Source organism: Nocardia sp. NPDC051787 (assembly GCF_040681325.1).
Lineage (GTDB): Bacteria > Actinomycetota > Actinomycetes > Mycobacteriales > Mycobacteriaceae > Nocardia.
This window is the reverse complement of record NZ_JBFAYO010000001.1, coordinates 218,599-238,308: the sequence shown is the minus strand read 5'-3', so window position 1 is coordinate 238,308 and position 19,710 is coordinate 218,599. Positions and strand designations below refer to the sequence as shown.

At 67.1% G+C, this 19,710-nt stretch carries 20 protein-coding genes; 10 read left to right on the top strand and 10 right to left on the bottom strand.

What is annotated here, in order from left to right; genetic code table 11:
- Positions 1–77: 77 nt before the first annotated feature.
- Together AB0M45_RS01085 and AB0M45_RS01080 are read left to right on the top strand one after the other, a co-directional pair.
- Positions 78–1,469 (top strand): hypothetical protein, encoded by a 1,392-nt coding sequence (locus AB0M45_RS01085; RefSeq protein WP_364321222.1) that lies wholly within the window; start codon positions 78–80, stop codon positions 1,467–1,469.
- 113 nt (positions 1,470–1,582) lie between these two features.
- Positions 1,583–2,617 carry a fused (3R)-hydroxyacyl-ACP dehydratase subunits HadA/HadB gene (locus AB0M45_RS01080; protein WP_364321219.1) on the top strand — a complete coding sequence of 345 codons (1,035 nt, stop codon included), beginning with the start codon at positions 1,583–1,585 and terminating at the stop codon, positions 2,615–2,617.
- A gap of 37 nt (positions 2,618–2,654) precedes the next feature.
- Here AB0M45_RS01080 and cyaB read toward each other — a convergent pair whose 3' ends face one another.
- A complete protein-coding gene (cyaB, locus tag AB0M45_RS01075) occupies positions 2,655–4,061 on the bottom strand; it encodes a class IV adenylate cyclase (RefSeq protein WP_364321216.1) in 1,407 nt (468 codons plus the stop codon).
- Between the two features lie 114 nt (positions 4,062–4,175).
- Positions 4,176–4,490, bottom strand: coding sequence for a hypothetical protein (locus tag AB0M45_RS01070; RefSeq protein ID WP_364321213.1), 315 nt, complete (start codon positions 4,488–4,490; stop codon positions 4,176–4,178).
- 382 nt (positions 4,491–4,872) lie between these two features.
- On the opposite strand from AB0M45_RS01070, the gene AB0M45_RS01065 reads away from it, so the two are divergent.
- Positions 4,873–5,928 (top strand): hypothetical protein, encoded by a 1,056-nt coding sequence (locus AB0M45_RS01065; protein ID WP_364321210.1) that lies wholly within the window; start codon positions 4,873–4,875, stop codon positions 5,926–5,928.
- Positions 5,929–6,387: 459 nt separating this feature from the next.
- Here AB0M45_RS01065 and AB0M45_RS01060 read toward each other — a convergent pair whose 3' ends face one another.
- Positions 6,388–7,854, bottom strand: coding sequence for a DUF4185 domain-containing protein (locus AB0M45_RS01060; protein ID WP_364321207.1), 1,467 nt, complete (start codon positions 7,852–7,854; stop codon positions 6,388–6,390).
- A gap of 166 nt (positions 7,855–8,020) precedes the next feature.
- Here AB0M45_RS01060 and AB0M45_RS01055 point away from each other — a divergent pair, with 166 nt between their 5' ends.
- Positions 8,021–8,341 carry an excalibur calcium-binding domain-containing protein gene (locus tag AB0M45_RS01055; RefSeq protein ID WP_364321204.1) on the top strand — a complete coding sequence of 107 codons (321 nt, stop codon included), beginning with the start codon at positions 8,021–8,023 and terminating at the stop codon, positions 8,339–8,341.
- Here AB0M45_RS01055 and AB0M45_RS01050 read toward each other — a convergent pair.
- Both AB0M45_RS01050 and fbaA read right to left on the bottom strand, forming a co-directional pair.
- A complete protein-coding gene (locus AB0M45_RS01050) occupies positions 8,338–9,456 on the bottom strand; it encodes a BTAD domain-containing putative transcriptional regulator (protein ID WP_364321201.1) in 1,119 nt (372 codons plus the stop codon). The genes AB0M45_RS01055 and AB0M45_RS01050 overlap by 4 nt on opposite strands.
- 30 nt (positions 9,457–9,486) lie before the next feature.
- Entirely contained in the window at positions 9,487–10,521 is a 1,035-nt protein-coding gene (gene fbaA, locus AB0M45_RS01045; protein ID WP_364321198.1) for a class II fructose-bisphosphate aldolase, read from the bottom strand.
- Positions 10,522–10,820: 299 nt separating this feature from the next.
- Here fbaA and AB0M45_RS01040 point away from each other — a divergent pair, with 299 nt between their 5' ends.
- The gene (locus tag AB0M45_RS01040) at positions 10,821–11,477 is read left to right on the top strand and encodes a VTT domain-containing protein (protein ID WP_364321759.1); all 657 of its coding nucleotides are present in this window, start codon (positions 10,821–10,823) and stop codon (positions 11,475–11,477) included.
- Between the two features lie 52 nt (positions 11,478–11,529).
- Positions 11,530–12,207, top strand: coding sequence for a DedA family protein (locus AB0M45_RS01035; protein ID WP_364321195.1), 678 nt, complete (start codon positions 11,530–11,532; stop codon positions 12,205–12,207).
- On the opposite strand, the gene AB0M45_RS01030 is transcribed toward AB0M45_RS01035, so the two are convergent.
- The 3 genes from AB0M45_RS01030 to AB0M45_RS01020 all read right to left on the bottom strand — a co-directional run bounded on the left by AB0M45_RS01030 (position 12,188) and on the right by AB0M45_RS01020 (position 14,616).
- Positions 12,188–13,273, bottom strand: a complete 1,086-nt coding sequence (locus AB0M45_RS01030; protein WP_364321756.1) for a glycoside hydrolase family 76 protein — start codon at positions 13,271–13,273, stop codon at positions 12,188–12,190. The genes AB0M45_RS01035 and AB0M45_RS01030 overlap by 20 nt on opposite strands.
- A gap of 262 nt (positions 13,274–13,535) precedes the next feature.
- Positions 13,536–14,222 carry a TrmH family RNA methyltransferase gene (locus tag AB0M45_RS01025; RefSeq protein WP_364321192.1) on the bottom strand — a complete coding sequence of 229 codons (687 nt, stop codon included), beginning with the start codon at positions 14,220–14,222 and terminating at the stop codon, positions 13,536–13,538.
- 55 nt (positions 14,223–14,277) lie between these two features.
- Positions 14,278–14,616: a DUF4190 domain-containing protein gene (locus tag AB0M45_RS01020; RefSeq protein WP_364321189.1), complete on the bottom strand. Its 339-nt coding sequence runs from the start codon at positions 14,614–14,616 to the stop codon at positions 14,278–14,280.
- Between the two features lie 91 nt (positions 14,617–14,707).
- On the opposite strand from AB0M45_RS01020, the gene AB0M45_RS01015 reads away from it, so the two are divergent.
- The 4 genes from AB0M45_RS01015 (at position 14,708) to AB0M45_RS01000 (ending at position 17,954) form a co-directional block, all read left to right on the top strand.
- Complete coding sequence (locus tag AB0M45_RS01015) at positions 14,708–16,075, top strand: sensor domain-containing protein (protein ID WP_364321186.1); 1,368 nt, start codon at positions 14,708–14,710, stop codon at positions 16,073–16,075.
- 65 nt (positions 16,076–16,140) lie between these two features.
- The gene (locus AB0M45_RS01010) at positions 16,141–16,794 is read left to right on the top strand and encodes a response regulator transcription factor (protein WP_364321183.1); all 654 of its coding nucleotides are present in this window, start codon (positions 16,141–16,143) and stop codon (positions 16,792–16,794) included.
- 73 nt (positions 16,795–16,867) lie between these two features.
- Positions 16,868–17,446: a Uma2 family endonuclease gene (locus AB0M45_RS01005; protein WP_364321180.1), complete on the top strand. Its 579-nt coding sequence runs from the start codon at positions 16,868–16,870 to the stop codon at positions 17,444–17,446.
- A 61-nt stretch (positions 17,447–17,507) separates the two neighbouring features.
- Positions 17,508–17,954, top strand: coding sequence for a hypothetical protein (locus tag AB0M45_RS01000; protein ID WP_364321177.1), 447 nt, complete (start codon positions 17,508–17,510; stop codon positions 17,952–17,954).
- On the opposite strand, the gene AB0M45_RS00995 is transcribed toward AB0M45_RS01000, so the two are convergent.
- Together AB0M45_RS00995 and AB0M45_RS00990 are read right to left on the bottom strand one after the other, a co-directional pair.
- Complete coding sequence (locus tag AB0M45_RS00995; RefSeq protein WP_364321174.1) at positions 17,938–18,645, bottom strand: lysoplasmalogenase; 708 nt, start codon at positions 18,643–18,645, stop codon at positions 17,938–17,940. The two genes, AB0M45_RS01000 and AB0M45_RS00995, sit on opposite strands and share 17 nt — an antisense overlap.
- Positions 18,646–18,648: 3 nt before the next feature.
- Positions 18,649–19,707 carry a beta-ketoacyl-ACP synthase 3 gene (locus AB0M45_RS00990; RefSeq protein WP_364321171.1) on the bottom strand — a complete coding sequence of 353 codons (1,059 nt, stop codon included), beginning with the start codon at positions 19,705–19,707 and terminating at the stop codon, positions 18,649–18,651.
- Positions 19,708–19,710 lie beyond the last annotated feature (3 nt).

Sequence of the window (19,710 nt, the reverse complement as noted above, 5' to 3'; positions counted from 1 at the left end):
GCAAGGCGGACGCGACGCGCGGGACGACGAATGCCGGTTCCGCACCAGGCGGAGCCGCGTCGGACGACCGCACCCAGGTGATCAAACGGGATCAACTCCCGTCCGCTTCGAGCACCCCTGCCTCGAAAGAAGCCGCGGCGCGCGAGCACCAGCCGGACAAGGGCAAGCCCGCCCCCAGCGACGACGCGAAGTCCGAGCCAGCGGCGCCGAATGCCGGTTCCGCACCAGGTGGGGCCGCGTCCGATGACCGCACCCAGGTGATCAAACGGGATCAACTCCCGTCCGCTTCGAGCACCCCTGCCTCGAAAGAAGCCGCAGCGCGAGATCAGCCGGACAAGGGCAAGCCAGCCCCCGGCGCCGACGCGAAGTCCGGGGCGGGTTCGAAGACCGAGGCGCCCGCGCAAACAGGGGCGAGTTCGTCAACCGGAACCGCGGCCGACGCTTCTGACGCCGAAGCGAAGACGGCAGCAATCCCGCAGAACGATCCCAGCCGAGCGGGCGGAGACGCCGCGACCGTCGTGATGCGCAAGCCGTCGAGCGCCGCGGGTCCGAAGGCGGCAGCACCCACCGAACCCGATGAGCAGAATCCCCCGGGCTCGGATGACGTGACCATGGCGATGCCGGTGGTCGACCTGGACGACGCCAAGACCGTCGCGCTGCCGATCCAGCGGCCCGCCGACGGTGGCCGGGCGGGTACCGATCGTGTGGTCGCGCCCGCGGCGGGGCCGGTGCCGATCACGAAGCCGCCGAGCACCCCGCGCCCAGCGGGCGGTCCCAAGCAGCCCGGTCCACACGGTCCGTCGGCGCCACCGCAGCACGGACCAGGAGTCGAGGAGACCCGCCCGTCCCCGCAACGAGCTCCGGGCGCTCCCCGGCAGGTGGCGACGGCCCCGTCGCCCGCGGACGTCCAGCAAACCGTGCCCGCGCAGTCGCTGGCCGGTCCGCGTCCGCCGCAGCCGCGGCCGATCGCGCAGCCGCAGCGGATCACTCCGCCGCCGCAGCCTGGTACCGCGCCGTCGGATACCGCGCGGTCCAGTCGGCGACTGCTCGTGCTCGGCGCGGCGGCCGTGCTGGTGGTCGCGCTGGTCGCGGCGATCGTGGCGCTGGTCACGACGTCCGGCGCCAATTCCCCCGAGGAGCAGGTGCGGGCCACCATCACCGACTACACCGATGCCCTGAAATCCGGCGACCTGGCCACCCTGCGCTCTACCACCTGCGGCCCGCTGCACGACTTCTACCAGGGCATCCCGGATGACCAGTTCGCTGGCGTGCACAAGCTGTCGATGGAGCGCAAGAACATCCCGGTGGTCGACAGCATCGACGCCATTCGCGTCACCGACGACACGGCTATCGCGCAGGCCACTGTGTACACCGAGGCCGACCCCGCCAAACGGTCGCAACGCACTTTCGACCTGCAACGCACCGGCGACGGATGGAAGGTCTGCGACCCGCCCTCCGGTACCCAGTAACCCACCAGCGTGATAGCCGACCCGCATCGATGCCGGTCGCGCGCGTCACACATACCTGGTCAACGGTCCGGCTCGCCAGTAGCATGGCCCGGATCATGGGCAGGGAACAAACGATGGTTCGGCCGGATATCGACGCGGTTCCAGCAACACCGGCCGGACAGCGCTTTCGGGTACTCGACCACTACGAGGTCGGCCGGGAAAAGATCCGCGAGTTCGCCCGTGCGGTGCAGAACCAGGACGCGGCGCATCAGCACGAAGCCGACGCACGCGTGCTCGGCTATCCCGGGGTCATCGCTCCGCCGACCTTCGCGTCGGTGGTCGGGATGACCGCAACCAGGGCACTGCTCGATTCGGTGCTCATCGACTACGACCTGTCCCAGTTCCTCCAGACAGACCAGATCTTCGAGATCTACCGGCCGATCCTGGCCGGCGACCGGCTGAGCAGTGAGGTCGTGATCGAGTCGATCCGCCAGTTCGGCGACAACGACTTCATCGTGGTGCGGTTCGCGCTGATCAACCAGCACGACGAGGTCGCTATCGTCGGCTCGACCACGATCGTCGCGCGCCGTGGCGCCGAGGTCGACGCCAACCTGGCCGACGTGATCGAGAACATCATGATGCACGGGCGCCCGGCTGAATCCGATCTCGCCTACGGCGACACTCTGGTGCCGCTCGGCGCGAGCCCGCTGGCCGAGCCGACCGATCCCGAGATCGCGGCCGTGCACACCGTCCCCGCGTTCGACGATTTCGTCCCCGGCGATCTGCTGCCGGTCGGCAGCTTCCGGCTGACCCGCGGCGACCTCGCCAACTACGCAGGCGTCTCCGGCGACGCCAACCCGATCCACTTCAGCGACCACGCCGCCCAGGTGGCCGGGCTACCGACGGTGGTCGCCCACGGCATGCTGACCATGGGCCTCGCAGGCGGCTATCTCACCTCGTGGCTGGGCGATCCGACCGCCATCCGCAAGTTCAGCGTCCGCTTCTCCGGCTTCGTCCCGGTCGCCGCCGACGCGGCGAGCACGGTGGAGTTCACCGGCCGCATCAAATCGCTCGACGCGAACACGCGCACCGCGACCATCCTGCTCGGCGGCACCGCCGAAGGACGCAAACTGTTCGGCCGCGCACTGGCCGAGGTCCGGCTCCGCTAGGCGCGTCGGGGCTGCGCGGCGCTCTCCGGCCGAGCATTCAACGGGCAGTCGCCATGACGAGATCGCGGTAGGGCAAGCTGACGACTTGGTGATCGGCTATTCCCAGCTGGGCTTCGACCTCTTGAAGTTGGATGGTCGCCGCAACTGTGTCGGCGGCGGTGACCTCGGTTTCGACGTAGGTTCCGGCATGGGTGACGGTATCGATGCTGATGACGATGTCATCGTGTTCGGGGTGCCGGTAGATGGTGCGGGCTTTCTCGACGCGCACTAGTCGGACCATACCGATGGCGGCAAGCAGTTGGTCTGCGGCAGCAGCTTGGTCGGGGCCGCTGAGCGTGACATTTGTTTCGCGTTTGGCGATGACGTCGGCGTCGCTGTGGGTGTCCGCGTTGGACGGCGGCTTGTAGGTAACCTCAGCGAACCCATCCCGGCATCGGACACGAAGGCACTCAACGGTTTTCATGTAGTCGACATCGGGTCGGCTGTAGTAGATGTCGACCTCGGTGAGGTGTCCGGACTCGCGGTAGCCGAGTTCGGCGAGCCGCTGGCGCAGGGCGCTTGGGTCGGGGAGTTCGCGTTTACGCTCGACCTCGATCAGATGCATGCTCTGGATCATCCTCTCGTACGGATGGCGGTATGTACGCGGGCAAGGTTGGGTTTGGCGCAATATTGGCGGATCGTTCCGAGCCGCCTGCTGTAGCGCCTCGGTGTCGGTGATAGGGATGTTCTGGAACAACACCATCTGCTTCGCGTCGGTTAATGGGTTGGCAAGGTTCTTGGTCAGGAACCGGTTGTAGTAGTGACGTTCTCGCACGAACACGTCGATGGGTTGTACCGGCATGAGGACCGTTGGCGGCGTCGCTGTCTCGGCCTCGACGGAGTTGACCGCGAAGGCGGTCAATAGTTCGTCGGCGGTCAGGTAGGCGTAGGTCTCTCGGCCTTCGCGCTCGAGCCAACTACCCCAGACCTGACCGCAGTCATCGTTGCCGCGTTCCACAGCAGCGAGGAACAGGTTCAGCGCGACGTCGGTCACGGCGTCGAAGATGTCACCGTCGACCACGTGATGATCGCCGTAGGACTCGCTGATGGCCTGGATGTTGGCACGGTCACTGTTCGACATCGGTGCGCTGTCGGTGAAGGTGAAGTGCACGCGCTTGTGACCGGTACGGAAGTCGATCCAGTCCCCGGAGAGTTGCCCGTCGAGCATCGGTGTGAATCCGAGGATGCCTGAACGCCAGACGTGATCACGCAGGGTGATGTAGTGGCGTTGCGTCTCACGAAATAGCCCGATCGGGGCATGGATGACAGCACACACGCGGGGGTCGAGTTCGGGTGCGGCGATGATGCGGGAGTTCTGGCGGACGATCACCTCGTCTTCGTGGTGGTGGTAAGGGTGGGTGCCGTGGCGCAGATAGTGCGGCAGGAACAAGCGCAGAAACTGCAACCACGAAGGGGTGGTGAGAGTTTCGAGGTGTGGCCGGTTGGCGTGAGGGTGACCAGGGCTCGAGGCAGAGGAGTTCATGACGTACGACTCCGGGCACGTTTGCCTGCGCCCACGTCAGTAGGGCTCTCGTGAGGTGTCCGGCTTCATCCGCCCGGCGTCGATGAGCGTTTGCCGGGCCGCCGCCTTGCGGGGGCACTGATCGGCGTGGCATCCCCTGTGCCGCTGCATGGTCCAGTGCGCTTCGGAAGCGCTCAGCGGATACTCGGGTGCCGCGTGCGGCCCCCCGGTAGACCCCAGCCTGGCGTCGAGCTGCTCGGCTCGAATCCGTTCGTGGCGGCGTTGGGCGCTCCACTCGGCCTGCACGCGGTCGATAATCGCTTGCGCTGAAGTATCGTCCTGCTCGGCTTCTCGCCACCAGTTGAACGCCATCACATTTCACCCCTGCTGCGTCGCTTGTTGTTTGGGGGCACTCCACCCGACGGGGTTGTGGTCACCGCAGGCCGCTCACGGCTAGCGGTGCGTCCGTTTCGACAGAGAACCAGGACGCGCCCGCCGGGTGGGTGCTGGCTCAAGCGTCGCGCGGAAATCTCCGTCAGAGACCGGAGAAACATCTACAGCGCGTCTACATATCCGCCTACGATCCACGTGTGGGGACTGACGGAGGCTTGCCGCCAGACATCGGGGAACGTTTGCGGGCTACCAGGCAGGCGGCGGGGCTATCACTGGCTGAGTTGGCGCGCGGATACCGTTCTCGCGTAGCTACCTCGGCCATGTCGAGACCGGTACACGAGTCGCCTCGGCCGAGGTGGTCGTGGCCTACACGCATGCCTGCGGCGAAGTGACATGCGACCCTGTCACACTGGTGAGTGTGCTGGGCAGAGCGGATGTAGACCGGCGGTCGTTCCTGCGTAAGTCCGTCTACAGTGCGACACTGTCCGCAACCGCGCTGGCATCGCAGCCCGACATTCCCCGGCTGATCCGAGTCGATGAATCTACGCGAGTCGGCATGGCCGAAGTTCGAGCCATACAAGGGATCACAGACGCCTTTCTGCGATTGGACGAAGTAAAGGGCGGCGGTATCGGTCGAACCGCTGTTGCCGAGTTCCTGAGTACCGATGTCGCGTCGTTGCTGCGTTCGCGGTTCGCGGATTCAACTGTTCGTGCCGCCGCGTTCAGCGCTGCCGCTGAGCTGGCGTACCTGGCTGGTTTCAAAGCACACGACGCCGGGGAGGACGGAATCGGGCAACGGTATTTCCTGTCGGCATTGCGGCTCGCGGAGGAGTCCGGGGTACCGGGACAGGACGGATTCTGTTTTCGAATTCTCGGGCTGCACGCTACCGACGCGAGCCAGCCGCAACACGCCGCCGAGCTTGCTGAACGCGGAGTGATGGCGGCACGGGGCAAGGTAAGCCCCGACACCATGTCGTTGTTCCTGGTCGCTCTTGCACGCTGCTACGCCGAAACGGGACAGCAAGGCGCAGCGCGGAGCACTTTGCGGGCGGCTGAACCGTGGATTCTGCCGGACGTAACCACGGAGTTACCGCGGTGGGCGGCGCTGTTTTGTCCGAACAAAGCGAGCGTAGCCAGGCAGACGTCGAAAGCGTTCGCCGCCTTGGGTGACTACGCTGAAGCCGAACGGTACCTGTACCTGTCGCATTCGATGTGGAATCCTGGGACCCACACCAGGATTCACGCGCTATCCGCGGCAGAAACAGGATGGATTCGGTGGCGGCTCGGGCGGCATGAGGACGCGGCAAAGCTCTGGCGGCCCGCGCTTCCTGTTCTGTCGGCCGTGTCTTCTGAGCGGACCTCAAAAGTCCTACGGAAGGTACGCAAGGCTGCACCCGAACTGTTCACCAGCACGTAAGTGTGACCAATACAGTCTGCGTCGCGTTGGCTGCGCCGTTAGAGTTCATGTCATGCGGGTCGATGAGCTGGGTGAGCCGATCGCAAGCCGCGAGCTGCGCAAGGGCGATCAGCGGGTGACCATCACCCTTGGTAAGCCGGTGCAGGACGACAGCAGCACGTATTCCCGTGGTGTCCGCATCGAATGGGAGCCGGAGCCGGTTCACGCGGCGCATCTACGGCGTCGACTCGATGCAAGCGCTTCAGCTCGCTATGTCCTTCGCCGGTCGGCTACTGGGGCAAGACGCCGGTTTACCGCCGTTCGATCAGTAGCCCTCGCTGCAACTGGAAAGGCCCCAACCCCTCTGGGCCTTCGCGCGTAGCTCTAGCAGCACACGGATTTCACCACCGTGTGAGCGCGCACGGAGGCTCAAAACGGTTGCAGTTTTCAGCCTAAGTTACTGATCCCGCCGCGCCTGGCTCACTCGCCGAGCACCGAGTGCATCAGGTAGACGTTGTAATCGCTCCAGGTCGACAGGGTGAAGTAGAAGTCCGACCCCGACGACCAGGGGTGGATGAAACCGCCGTACAGCTCGGGGTAGTTCAGCACGCTTACCGTCGGCGTGCTCTCCGACCACACGCCCTGCGGTGAATCCGCTTCGCGGACGACGATGGCCGCCTTGGCGGTGTCGAGGTAGCTCATCTGCCAGACGTTTCGGGCGGCGTCGTAGCGCACCGAGAGTTCGCCTGCCGGTCCGTTCACTATTGGTGTGGCCGAAGCGAATCCACCGACCGGAGTCCACGTGCCGTCCCGCCAGTATTGGTAGGCAGTGGTGTTGAGGATCTGGCCTTCGGGGACCCTGGCCAACCCGACCGCGCCGAGGCGGGTATTGGGGGTGCCGAACATGTACACGTATCCGCCGTGCGGAACCATCGCGCTCACTTGGAAATTGGCGAGGCCGAAGATGTTGTCCCAGCGGGCATGCGGGTCCTTGGTCCAGGTCTGTCCGTGGTCGTCGGAGTAGGCGATGCCGCCGTAGTTGGTGAAGAACGTGCCGGGCGCGCTGTTCCAGGTCCGGATGGACATGTAGCTCAGGTACTGCCGCTCGCCGAGCGCGAAACCCGAGGTGGGGATCGTGGTGACCTCGACGTTGTCCAGCTTGCGGCTGGTGAGCACCTCGGCGGCGTGGCAGCGGTCGTCGGTGACCATCCGGTCGTAGGTCATCCCGTCGGCGAGATCGCGGTCGGTGCTGAAAGCCAGCACGTTGCTGCGCCAATCCAGCCCCATGCCGCCCGGCGGATGGAAGCCGCGTCCGACGGTGTCGCCGAACACGGTCGCGATCTCACCCGGCGCGCTCTCCCACATGATGCCGAGATCGGTGCCGTCCACCTGCCAGCGTTTGTCGGTGCGGTTCACCGAATTCGCGCCGGTCAGCTTGGCTACCTCGCGTGCGGGGCTCATGCGCGGCGCGGACCGGGCGGGCGACTGCGCCGCCGGCTCGACCGGCGGCTGCACCGGCGGAGGTGGCGGCGGCACCGGACCCGGGTCCGGGCCGGGGCCGGGAAGCGCGAAGTAGAAAGGCTTGGGATGCAACAGGATCTCCGGAATCCCGAGCTGTGCGGCGAGACCTGGTGGCGCGTCTGGCAGGTCGGTGAGATCCGGGCAGGGGTTGGTGCACGGGTCCGGCGGCAGCTCCATCCGTGTCCGCTTGGGCGCGGGCTCCGGCGCAGCGGGTGGGAGCACGGTGACCACCGGATACGGAATCGGCACCTCGAGCGTCTTGGGGATCAGCGGCTCATGGGTCGGCACGGGGTCGGTCGCGCACGGTCCCACGCCCACCGGGCCGTCGGTCACTTCCGGCGCCGCGGCGGCAGGTCCATCGGCGTAGACGAGCATTCCCGCGCCGACCACCATGGCACCCACCGCGGCCAGCATTCGCATGGCCATTGCAATCCCCTCGAAATCCGTTGCGGACACGAACGTGCGACACGAACCAGCGGACCGACCCTACCGCCCGGCGGCCGGAAATCGGGCTGGAACACGGCCCTGGCGACGACGGGACCGCCTGCGAAACAGCATCGCCGATCAGCTGATCCGGGAGGAGGATGGGGGCGTGGGTAATTCAGTTCTCCGCGTCGCTCCCGCGATCGGGGCGGCACTGCTGGCGGCCGTGGCATGCATGTTCGTGCCGCCAGCGGCATCGGCCGTCCCGCAATCGGCTGTCGCGATCGCCGGACCGCACGACGATCATCCGATCCCGCACAATCGCTCCGGTCCCCGGGAAGACCACTCGTCGCCAGAGGCATCCGAGTCGCACAAGATCTACACCGATTGCGACCAGGTCCGCGCGGAGGGCATCGGCCCGCTGTATCGCGGCCAGCCCGGCTTCAACGCGCATTTGGACCGGGACGGCGACGGGATCGCCTGCGACTAGTGCAGCGCCTGGAAGATCAGGACCGTCGAGCCGATACGGATCTGGTCGCCGTCGGCGAGCAGTGCGCCGTGCTCGATCGGGTCGTCGTTGACGAAGACGCCGTTGGCCGAATGCAGATCCTTGATCAGCAGTCCGGCGCGGCTGGGCATGATGTGCGCGTGGTAGCGGCTGGCCCGCGGGTCCTCCAGGACCAGGTCGTTGTCGGTCATCCGGCCGATGCGCAGACCGCCCTGCGCGATCGCCACCAGGCGACCGTTCGGCAAACGCAGCTGACCGCTGCGCACCGCGCGCGGCACTTCGGTGACCGTCTCGGTCATCGCCGCGGCCAGCCGCTCGACCTGACGCAGTTCGACCGTATTCAACGGCTCCTGTCGCAGCACCCGCTGTTCCAGATCGATCAGCGCGGGTCCCGGATCGATGCCCAGTTCGTCGGCGAGCACTCCGCGCACCTTCCGGCACGCTTCCAGCGCATCCGCCTGACGCCCGGACAGATACAGCGCGGTGATCAACTGGCCCCACAGCGGTTCGCGCAGCGGATGCTCGGTGGTCATCGCGACCAGTTCGCCGATCACCGAGGATGCGCGACCACAGGCGATTTCGGCGTCGATCCGCGCCGAGGCCGCCAGCAGCCGCTCCTCGTCCATGGCGGTGGCGAAGCCGTCGGCGAATTGCAGACCGGCCAGATCCGCCAGCGCACGGCCGCTCCATTCGCGCAGCGCCGAGGCGAACAGCTGGGCGGCGCCCGCGTGATCGCCCGCCTCGGCGGCGCGAGCGCCCTCCTCCCGCGCCGCCTCGAAACGGCCCAGGTCGCAGGCGCTCTCGTCGATCTCCAATCGGTACCCGGAGGACTCGGTGCGCAGCACCGTAGCCGGGTCGACTCCGGAATTCCGGAGCGCCTTGCGGATATTCGAGACGAAAACCTGCAGGCTGGCGGCATAGGAGTCGGGCGGGTCCTCGTTCCACACCATGTCCGCGAGAGCGGCCGAGGACACCGCGCGCCGCCGGTTCACCGTGAGCGCGGCGAGCAGAGCTCGCGGTTTGGGCCCGCCGACCGCCACCGGCTCATCGCCGACGAGCAGTCGCACGGGCCCGAGCACACGCACATCCAGACTCATGTGCACCAAGCCCCTGACGGGTGTACCAGGTCAGGCGCTGATCGAGCGTCCGGCGGATTTCAGGTCGTTGCACGCCTCGAGCACGCGCGCCGCCATCGACGCCTCGGCCTTCTTCAGGTAGCTGCGCGGGTCGTAGGACTTCTTGTTGCCCACCTCGCCGTCGATCTTCAGCACACCGTCGTAGTTGCTGAACATGTGCCCGGCGACCGGCCGGGTGAACGCGTACTGGGTGTCGGTGTCGACGTTCATCTTCACCACGCCGAAGCGCAGCGAGTCCTCGATCTCGGACTTCAGCGAGCCGGAGCCGCCGTGGAAGACGAAGTCGAACGGCTGCGCGTCGGCGGAAAGGCCGAGCTTGGCCGCGGCGACGCGCTGGCCCTCGGCCAGCACCGCGGGCTTGAGCACCACGTTGCCCGGCTTGTACACGCCGTGCACGTTGCCGAAGGTGGCCGCGAGCAGGTACTTGCCGTTCTCGCCCGCGCCGAGCGCGTCGATGGTCTTCTCGAAGTCCTCCGGCGAGGTGTAGAGCTTCTCGTTGATCTCGGCCTCGACACCGTCCTCTTCGCCGCCGACGACGCCGATCTCGACCTCGAGGATGATGTTGGCCGCGTGCGTGGCCTTCAGCAGTTCCTTCGCGATCTCCAGGTTCTCGTCGATCGGAATCGCGGAGCCGTCCCACATGTGCGACTGGAACAGCGGGTTCTGCCCCGCGTTGACCCGCTCCTGGGAGATCGCGAGCAGCGGGCGAACGAAGGTGTCCAGCTTGTCCTTCGGGCAGTGATCGGTGTGCAGCGCGATGGTCACGTCGTACTCGGCGGCGACGACGTGCGCGAACTCCGCCAGCGCGACCGCACCGGTGACCATGTCCTTCACGCCCTGGCCGGAACCGAATTCCGCACCGCCGGTGGAGAACTGGATGATGCCGTCACTGCCCGCGTCCGCGAAACCCTTGATGGCCGCGTTGATCGTCTCCGACGACGTGCAGTTGATGGCCGGGAAGGCGAAGGAGTTGGCTTTGGCCCTACCGAGCATCTCGGCGTAGACCTCCGGAGTCGCGATGGGCACAGTAAGACCTCCGTGTTGTTGCGGCAAAGACCTATTTTGTCAGTGTTCACCCTAAGGCAGCGCTGTTTCGCCTGGTATGCAGGGATGGAGTGGAAACTTGACTCGCGAGTAATTTCGCGCACAGCGCGAGCATTCTCCGGGGAAGCCGGTACTGTGGGGCCGGTAATTTGCGCTGGCAGCTTCCGACGCGGTGGCAAGCGATGCAGGCCAGCCGTATCGGGACAGGAGGCCACGTGATTCTGCAGGCAGCGACAGAATCGGTGACGAGCAACCTCGCACTTACCGAGTTGCTCGATCCGATGCACCTGCTCACGGAGACGTGGCTGAAGAACGCGGTGCTCCCCGCCATCCTGGTGATCGTCTTCATCGAGACCGGCCTGCTGTTCCCGCTGCTGCCCGGCGACTCGCTGCTGTTCACCGGCGGCCTGCTGGCGGCGCAGCCGAATCCGCCGGTATCGATCTGGGTGCTGGTGCCCGCCACCGTCCTGGTCGCGTTCCTGGGTGACCAGTCCGGATACTGGATCGGCCGGGCGATCGGGCCCGCGCTGTTCCACAAGGAGGACACCCGGTTCTTCAAGAAGCACTACGTGACGGAAACGCACGAGTTCTTCGAGAAGCACGGACCCAAGACGATCATCCTGGCTCGTTTCGTGCCGATCGTGCGTACCTTCATGCCGGTGCTGGCCGGTGTGTCCAAGATGGACTACCGCAAGTACGTCGCGTTCGACATCGTCGGCGCGCTCCTCTGGGGCGGTGGCGTCACGGTGCTCGGCTATTTCCTGGGCAACGTCGCGTTCATCCGGGACCACATCGAGGCGATCTTCCTGCTCATCGTGTTCGTGTCGATCCTGCCCGGCATCACCGCGGTGGCGAAGAAGCTGCTCAACCGGGGCGCGCCGGAGGCCGAAGCGTCGGAGGCCGAGCTGACCGCTTCGACGAGCGAGCCCTCGCGCTGAGCCGGTGTCGACGGCTTACCCGGCCCTAGCTGTGGGCAGTTTCGATCCGCTGATGTCGGCGGGCCCCGCGCTCGTCTGGACAGTAGTACTGACCTTCGTCTTCCTGGAATGCGCGGTGATCCTCGGGCTGTTCCTGCCGGGCGACTCCATGCTCATCACCGCCGGCATTGTGATGGCGTCGCACGCCTCAGGCGAGGCACACGTGTGGGCGCTGTCGCTGGGCGCGATGGTCGCGGCGATCGCGGGCAACCAGGTGGGATACGTGATCGGCCATCGCGCGGGACACCACCTGGTCGCCCGTAAGGACGGCAGGTACATCAACGTCCGCAACCTGCAGCGGGTGGCGGAGTTGCTGCATCGGCACGGGTTCGTCGCAGTGCTGGTCGCGCGGTGGATTCCGTGGGTGCGGACGCTGTGCCCGTCGGTCGCGGGCGCGGCGCGCATGGACCACCGCAAGTTCACCGTGGCCAGCACCATCGGTGCGATCGTCTGGGCACCGGTGCTGTTGCTCATCGGCTACTACGCGGGCAGCTTCCTGGAACGGGTGCCGTGGCTGATGCCGATCGTGATCGGCACGCTCGTGGTGGGGCTGATCATCGGAACGGTGCTCGGCGTGCGGCACTACCGGCAGGAGATGTCCCGGCCCGCCGAGGAATTCGACCTGGACGACGCGCCGACCGTGGTGCTGGAGGCCGAGCGCTGCTCCAGGATCACAGACCCGCGGCGCTGACCTGGTAGGCCGCCTCCATCAGCAGCCAGCCGGACAACTGCACGGACAGATCGCGCTCGGGCACCTTCGACGAGGTCACCGAACCGCCAGGGGTGAAGTATCCGGCTCCGGCGCTGCCACCGGGCAGTTGCGCGGGCTGGTTCCAGTCGTGCCCGAACAGTGGCTCGCCCTCGACCTCGAGCCGGTTGGCCCAGGCCGCCGTCGCGGACGCGCGCACGATCGCGGCCGCCGCACGGCGATCGGCCAGTCGTGCGGGGTCCTCGCCGGGCAGCATTACCGCCACCACCGCCAGGTAGCGGGCCAGGATGCCGTTGAACAGTCCACCGTCACCGCCACCGCCACCGTGCACGACACCGTCCGTGGTCATATGCTCCTCGACCGCCGCCAGCAGCCGGTGCACGCGTTCGATGTGCCTGGCCTCGCCGGACTGCACGGCCAGCTCGGTTTCCAAGCCGAGCGCCACGCCCTGGCAATAGGTGAAGACCGGGCGCTCGATCTCGCCGGAGGGCAGGTGGATACCGTCCAGGATCAACCCGGTCTCCTGGTCGCGCAATGTCGCGTCCAACCAGTCGGCCATCTCCTGGGCACGCTGAATCCGCCCGAGGCGCACCAGCGCGATGGCGGCGGGACCGTTGGCGGGCGCGTTGAAGTAGTCTGAGCCGATGCGCCACGGGAGTCCACCGCCGATCTGCGGCTCCCAGCCCTCGTAGAGGGTCTTCTCCAACGCGACCAGCGCCCTGCGCACGTTGGTGCCCTGGGTACGCTCGGCACGTTCCAGCGCGATCGCCAGCCAGGCCATGTCGTCGTAATAGCGGTTGGTCCAGCCGGTGAGATTGCGGATGCGGTGCGAGCGCGCCAGTGCGGCAAGTCGCTTGCGGCGCAATGGAGTCGGCACACGGTTGGCGGCGTCGGTGGCGCAGTCGATCAGATGCGCCTGCCACCAGTAGTGCCACGAACCGAACATCCGCTCGCGCTTGGTGGCCGGCCAGCCCACCACGCCCAGCGCCGTGCCCGGCAGCGCCCACACCGCGCGCAGGTGCCGCGAGACGATCGCGGACTCGGCCATGTCGGCGCGTTCGGACCACAGTGTCGCGGGAGCGACGGCGTCCCGGCCCGCCCGGGAAGGACCGGCCGGCGGGTGCGGTGCCGCAGAGGCCGGTTCGGCGTGCTCCGCGTGCGGCACGTCGAGATCGTCGCTCCGCGAGGTCATGACTCAATGGTGCCAGGATTGAACGCCTTTATGCGTCCGATTTGTTACAAAAGCGATGTGAAATCGTGGCGGTTCAACTCTGTGCCCGCAAGATCTCCTGTTCAGGCGCTTGTCGCGCTCACCATGCTGTCGTGAGATCGGCGTGTTGCCGGATCCACGCGTGCATCGCGATTCCCGCCGCCACACCCGCGTTGATGCTGCGGGTGGAACCGAACTGGGCGATCGACACCGTCATCATGGCAGCCTGTTTGGCGTGCTCGGTGACCCCAGGACCCTCCTGGCCGAACAGCAGCAGGCACTCGCGCGGCAGCGTGACCGTCTCCAGCGGCACCGAACCCGGCACGTTGTCGACGGCGACCACGGTGAGGCCAGCGCGTTCGCTGAAGGCCAGCAGCTCGCCGATATCCGCGTGATGCTCGATGTGCTGGTAGCGGTCGGTCACCATGGCGCCGCGCCGGTTCCAGCGTCGCCTGCCCACGATGTGCACGGCCGCGGCCGCGAAGGCGTTCGCGGTGCGGACCACCGTGCCGATGTTCGCGTCGTGCCCGAAGTTCTCGATCGCGACATGGAACGGGTGCCTGCGCTGATCGATGTCGGCGACGATCGCCTCCCGGCTCCAGTACCGGTAGGCGTCCACCACGTTGCGGCGGTCGCCGCCCGCCAGCAGCTCCGGATCAAAACGCGGGTCCTCCGGCGGCGGCTCCGCGTGCTCGACGGCCCACGGACCGACGCCGTGCGAGTGCGCACCCCACTCCGTCGGCCCGGGTAGGTCCTGGTCCGCTGCGTCCGGCACTGGATAGCTCACGCCGACGATGCTAATTCCGGCCACCACGCCTGCGACGGGTGGCCGGGGGCTCGGCTCAGTAGCTGGACGAGCTTCCCGCGAACGCGCCGATCAAGCCGAGCACCACGAAAAGCAGGACGATCAAGAGACTGAGGCACAGCAGCACCGTCGCGATGATGCCGCAGATGTAGCCCGCGTTGACGTTCCCTCGACCGCCGATGGCACCGCCGGACGCGTCGATCTCGTTGAGCGCGCGCTTGCCCATCACCCAGGCGAAGGGGCCCATGATCTGGCATAGCACGAGACTCAGGATGCCCAGTATCAGGATCGTCGTGGCTTGCGGATGGTCCGGCGGCGGTCCGTAGGCACCATAGGCTGGGTAGCCGTACGGCGGCTGCTGCGGCGGGTAGCTCATCCGCAGGATGGTAGCGGTGTTGCTGGCTACACCACCATTCGGCGGGCACGCTCTATCGAACGTTCGCGCCCCCGCGACAACCATGGAGCCCATGACCGAGACACACGAATCGACCCTCGTGCTCGACCCGCCATCCGGCGAGCCCGAACCGGCTGAGCACATGCTGCGCACCGTGCTGCTCGCGCCGTTGCGCGCCCGGTTCTGGAAGGAACTCGTCTACGTCCTCACGGTTTTCGTGCTCGGCTGCGCCGCCGTCGCCTATCTGTTCTTCGGCTTCGGCGGCGGGCTGTACCTCGCGATCACCATCATCGGCCTGCCGGTGCTCGCGCTGGTGCTGCTCGGTGGACGGGTATGGGGACGGGTCTACCGCGCGCTGGCCAAGGATCTGCTCGGGGTCACCGTCACGCCGCCACCACAGTTCGCGCCCGCGCCCGGCGTGTTCGGATTTCTCAAGGGCGCGTTCACCGATCGGGTGAGCTGGCGGTCGGCGCTGTTCCTGCTCGCGCAAGCGGTGCTCGGCGTGGCGGTGGGGTATCTGGTACTCGTCACGATGGCGATGACCATGTTCACCGCGATCTCCCCGATCCCGTGGGCGCTGGTCCACCCGACCAATGTCGACGAGCACGGTGTCGAGCATCAATCCATGGTCCAGTTCGGTGATTTCTCCATCGACAGCTGGCCGAAGGTGCTCGGGTTCGCGCTGCTGGGCATTCTGGGTTGCCTGGTGCTGCCGTGGTTGTTGCGCGGCGTCTGCTTGGTGCACGGGCTGCTGACCATCGCCCTGCTCAGCGCGACGGCGCGCGACCGCAGGGTGATCGAGTTGCAGGAGAGCAGGCGGACCGCGGTGGAGGATTCCGCGGCCACGCTGCGCAGGCTGGAGCGCGACCTGCACGACGGGACGCAGGCCAGACTGGTCACCATCGCGATGGCACTGGGCCGGGCCGAGGACCGGCTCGCCGCGGGCGGCGATCCCAGCGACCTGATCGCCGACGCGCACGCCAGTGCCAAGGAGGCGCTTACCGAGCTGCGCGAGCTGGTACGCGGAATTCACCCGCCCGCATTGGAACTGGGCCTCGAGCCGGCCTTGGAGACGCTGACCGCCCGCTGTTCGGTGCCGGTGGAGCTTCGGGTGCACCTGCCCAAGCGCCCGAACCCGGCCATCGAGGCGATCGCGTATTTCTCGGTCGCCGAACTGCTGACCAACGTGGTGCGGCACGCGCACGCCACCGGTGCGTGGGTGTCGGTGCTGCCGAGCGACGCGCGGACCATTGCGGTGACGGTGCGTGACAACGGAATCGGTGGCGTGGTGCCGCCCACGGACGTCGCGATCGGCGCGGGCAGCGGGCTGTCCGGCCTCGCGGCACGGGCCCGGACCGTGGACGGAACGCTGACCGTACAGAGCCCGGCGGGCGGGCCGACCGTGTTGACCATCCTGTTGCCGCTGGCGGGGTCGCGATGAATGAGCGAGTCGACAACCCAGCGCCCGTCGCACACGATGAAGCCGAGCACCGGCGAGGTGCAGGGATGAACGACGGACTGCGTGTCGTGATCGCCGAGGACAGCGCCATTCTGCGCGACGGCCTCGCCGGGTTGCTCGCCGAACGCGGTCACGAGGTGGTCGCCATGGTCGGCGACGCGAGCACGCTGGCCGACGTGGTCGGCACGCACAACCCCGACGTTGTCGTGGTGGACGTGCGAATGCCACCCAGTTACACCGATGAAGGGCTGCTCGCCGCCATCGAACTGCGGCGCAAGTACCCGATGACCGGCGTGCTGGTGTTCTCCCAATGGGTCGAAACCCGCTACGCCACAGAGCTTCTCGCGGGCGGCGCGAGTGGCGTCGGCTATCTGCTCAAAGACCGGGTCGCCGATGTCAGGGAATTCGTGGACGCGCTGCACCGTGTCGCCACGGGCGGCACAGCACTCGACCCGGAGGTGGTGAGCCAATTGATGGGCGCCTCACGTCAGCAGGATTCGCTGGCCCGCCTGACCCCGCGGGAACGCGAGGTGCTCGAGCTGATGGCTCAGGGTCTGTCCAACAACGCCATCGCCACCGCCCTCAGTGTCACCGAACGCGCGGTGGAGAAGCACATCGGCAACATCTTCACCAAGCTCGATCTGCCGCCGTCGGATACGCACCACCGCCGGGTGCTGGCGGTATTGCGACTCAAAGGGTGACGACGCTCTGATTCGTCGGTTTCCTGTGCAAGACTGGCCACAACGCGGTAACCGTGCGGGGAGGGAGGAAGCGATGACCGTCGAAATGCACTGGCCTGATCATCTGCTGACCCTGGAGGACTGGATCGCGCTGCCAGAGGACAACAGCCGTAGTTACGAGCTTGTCGAGGGGGTTCTGGTCGTGTCACCGAAGCCGGTGTCGCAACATCAGCGCGCGTTCTGGCGGCTCGCCGCGCAGCTCGAACCACAACTACCGCCCACGCTCGGTGTACTCGCCGACACGGAAGTGCTGATCGACGCAGGCAGACTGCCGACTATTCGGGTTCCGGACATCATCGTGGTGCCCGAAGCGGGCATCAACACCAACCCACCGCGCTGGGATGCCGCCGACGTGTTGCTCGCCGTCGAAATCCTGTCGCCCGGTTCACGACGCACCGACCGGGTCACCAAGTTCTTCGAGTACGCAGAGGCGGGCATCAGCTACTACTGGTTGATCGATCTCGACGAGCCGACAAGCCTCGCCGCCTATCACCTGATCGACCGCGACTACGAGTTGGTCGCAGAGCAATCCGGCCAGGTGACGCTCGACCTCGCCGGAACACCGGTCACCCTCGATATAGCCGCGCTCACCAGCAGTCGCGTCGGCCAATAGTCCTCCGCACCGGGTGCGACAGACCTATCCTGGAAGTCTGGCACTCGGGGCGGAGGCTGGCATGGATCACGAGCGGATACTGCGAACGGTGCTCGGGGTAACGGCCGGGTATCTGGTGCTGCTGGCGTTGTGGCTGGGGTGGGTGGTGCATCGGACGCCGCCGGGGACCGTGCCTTATCAGATCGTCGCGTTGGTCGGATTGTTCGGCTCATGCGCTGGGATCGGGATGATCCTGGCGGCGCGACCGTCGAAGGCGGACCGGAAGCTGTGGCGGCACGGCCTGGAAGGGTGGGCGACCGTCGAGGGTGTACATCCGCTGGAGCGCACCGACCACTCCACCGAACTCACCGAACTGGATCTCGAATTGACCGTGCCCGGATCGGAGAGCTACCGGGGGACCATCGTTTTCGACGTCACCCCGGCCGACAAACCCCGCCTCGCGGTCGGTGAGGTCCTCTCGATCCGCGTCGATCCCGTGAACCGGGACCGCATCATTCTGGTGCTTTGACCACGGCCTTCACCTGCGCCTCAGGATCGGCGAGCAGGTACTGTGCGGCGGCGTAGGTCGCCAGGATGACACCTTCGGTCACCCGGCGAGCCCGCTCGCCGCGCGCGAACAACCGACGCAGCACGATGAGCCCGTCGGAGACGGTGAACAGCAGCGCGCCGAGACCGAGGCGGCTGCGCGGATCGGCACCGGGAACATTCACGCCCGCAATGTTTTTCGCGGCGGGCGCCAGCGCGGGATCGGAAGCCAGCACGGCCGCGGTGCCCAAGGTGACGCCGTAAGCCGCCAGCGGCGCGGCCACCGACGGCGCATTCGCCCGCAGTAACCCGATCGCACCCAGCCAGGCGGCTACGCGAGGCACGACCGCCCCCGCGGTGGGCCTGCCGCCCTTCCGCCACCACAGCGCCGAGTATCCGGCCTGCATCACCGCGAATGCCGACGCACCCGCGATCAGCCTGCGGTCGTCGTCCGGGTCGATGAGCAAGATGTCGCCGACCGTCGCCGCGCCGAGCGACCCGATCAGCACTTTGCGGTCGGTGGGCGGCAATTCGGTGCCCTGGGTCGCCACGTCGGCCGCGAGCAGCGGCATCAGCAGCGGCTTCGCGATCCACTGCGCCTTCTCCCGCCCGGTGACGGCACCATAGACGGTGACCGCCGCCGCGACGAGGAACCCGGCTCGGAACGGGCGCATCGGCTAGAAACTCGGCTCGGCCGGCGCGGGCGGCAGGGTGACCACCTGGCCCGCATAGCTCAGGCCCGCGCCGAAACCGAGCAGCAGCGCGGTCTGGCCGCCCTTGGCCTTGCCGGTTACCAGCATCTCTTCGATCGCAAGCGGGATGGAGGCGGCCGAGGTATTGCCGGTGTTCTCGATGTCGCCCGCCATCGGGACATCGTCGGCCAGGCCGAGGTTCTTCTTCATCAGCTCGTTGATGCGGGCATTCGCCTGATGCGGGACAAAGACCTCGATGTCCTCCTTCGCGACGCCGGACACTTCCAGCGCGGTGGACAGCGCCCGCGGCAGGGTGACCGCGGCCCAGCGGAACACCCGCGGTCCCTCCATCCGCAGCGACATCCGGCCGACCGGCTCGAGCTCCGGATCGAGGCCCTGCATGGACTGCGCGCGGTGCATGTACTCCAGGAAGTCGATGTCCTGCATGATCGCGGCGGCGTTCTCACCGTCGCTGCCCCACACGGTCGGCGAGATGCCGTTCTCCTCGCTCGGGCCCACCACCACCGCGCCCGCGCCGTCACCGAAGATCATCGCGGTGCCGCGGTCGGTGGGATCGAGCCCGACGGTCATCGTCTCCGCGCCGATGAGCAGGACATACTCGGCCGAGCCGGAGCGGATCATGTCCGCGGCCACGCCGAGCCCGTAGCCGAAGCCGCCGCAGCCGGAGGTCAGGTCGAAGGCGGGGATGCCGTTCATCCCGATGTCGTAGGCCACCTGCGGCGCGCCGTGCGGGGTGAGCGTCAGCCAGCTGGAGGTGGCCAGGATCAGGGCGCCGATCTGGGACCGGTCGATGCCGCTGTTGACGATCGCGCGCTCGCCCGCGGCGGCAGCAATCGACCGCAGCGTCTCGTCACCGCTGATCCAGCGGCGGTTGCGGACACCAGTGCGCTCGTAGATCCACTCATCCGTGGAATCGAGGACCTCGCACACTTCAGTGTTGCTGACCAGGCGTTTGGGTCGATAAGCACCGATTCCGAGCATCGCAACGTTCTCGCGACTTCTATTGACTGCAATGCTCACCACTGG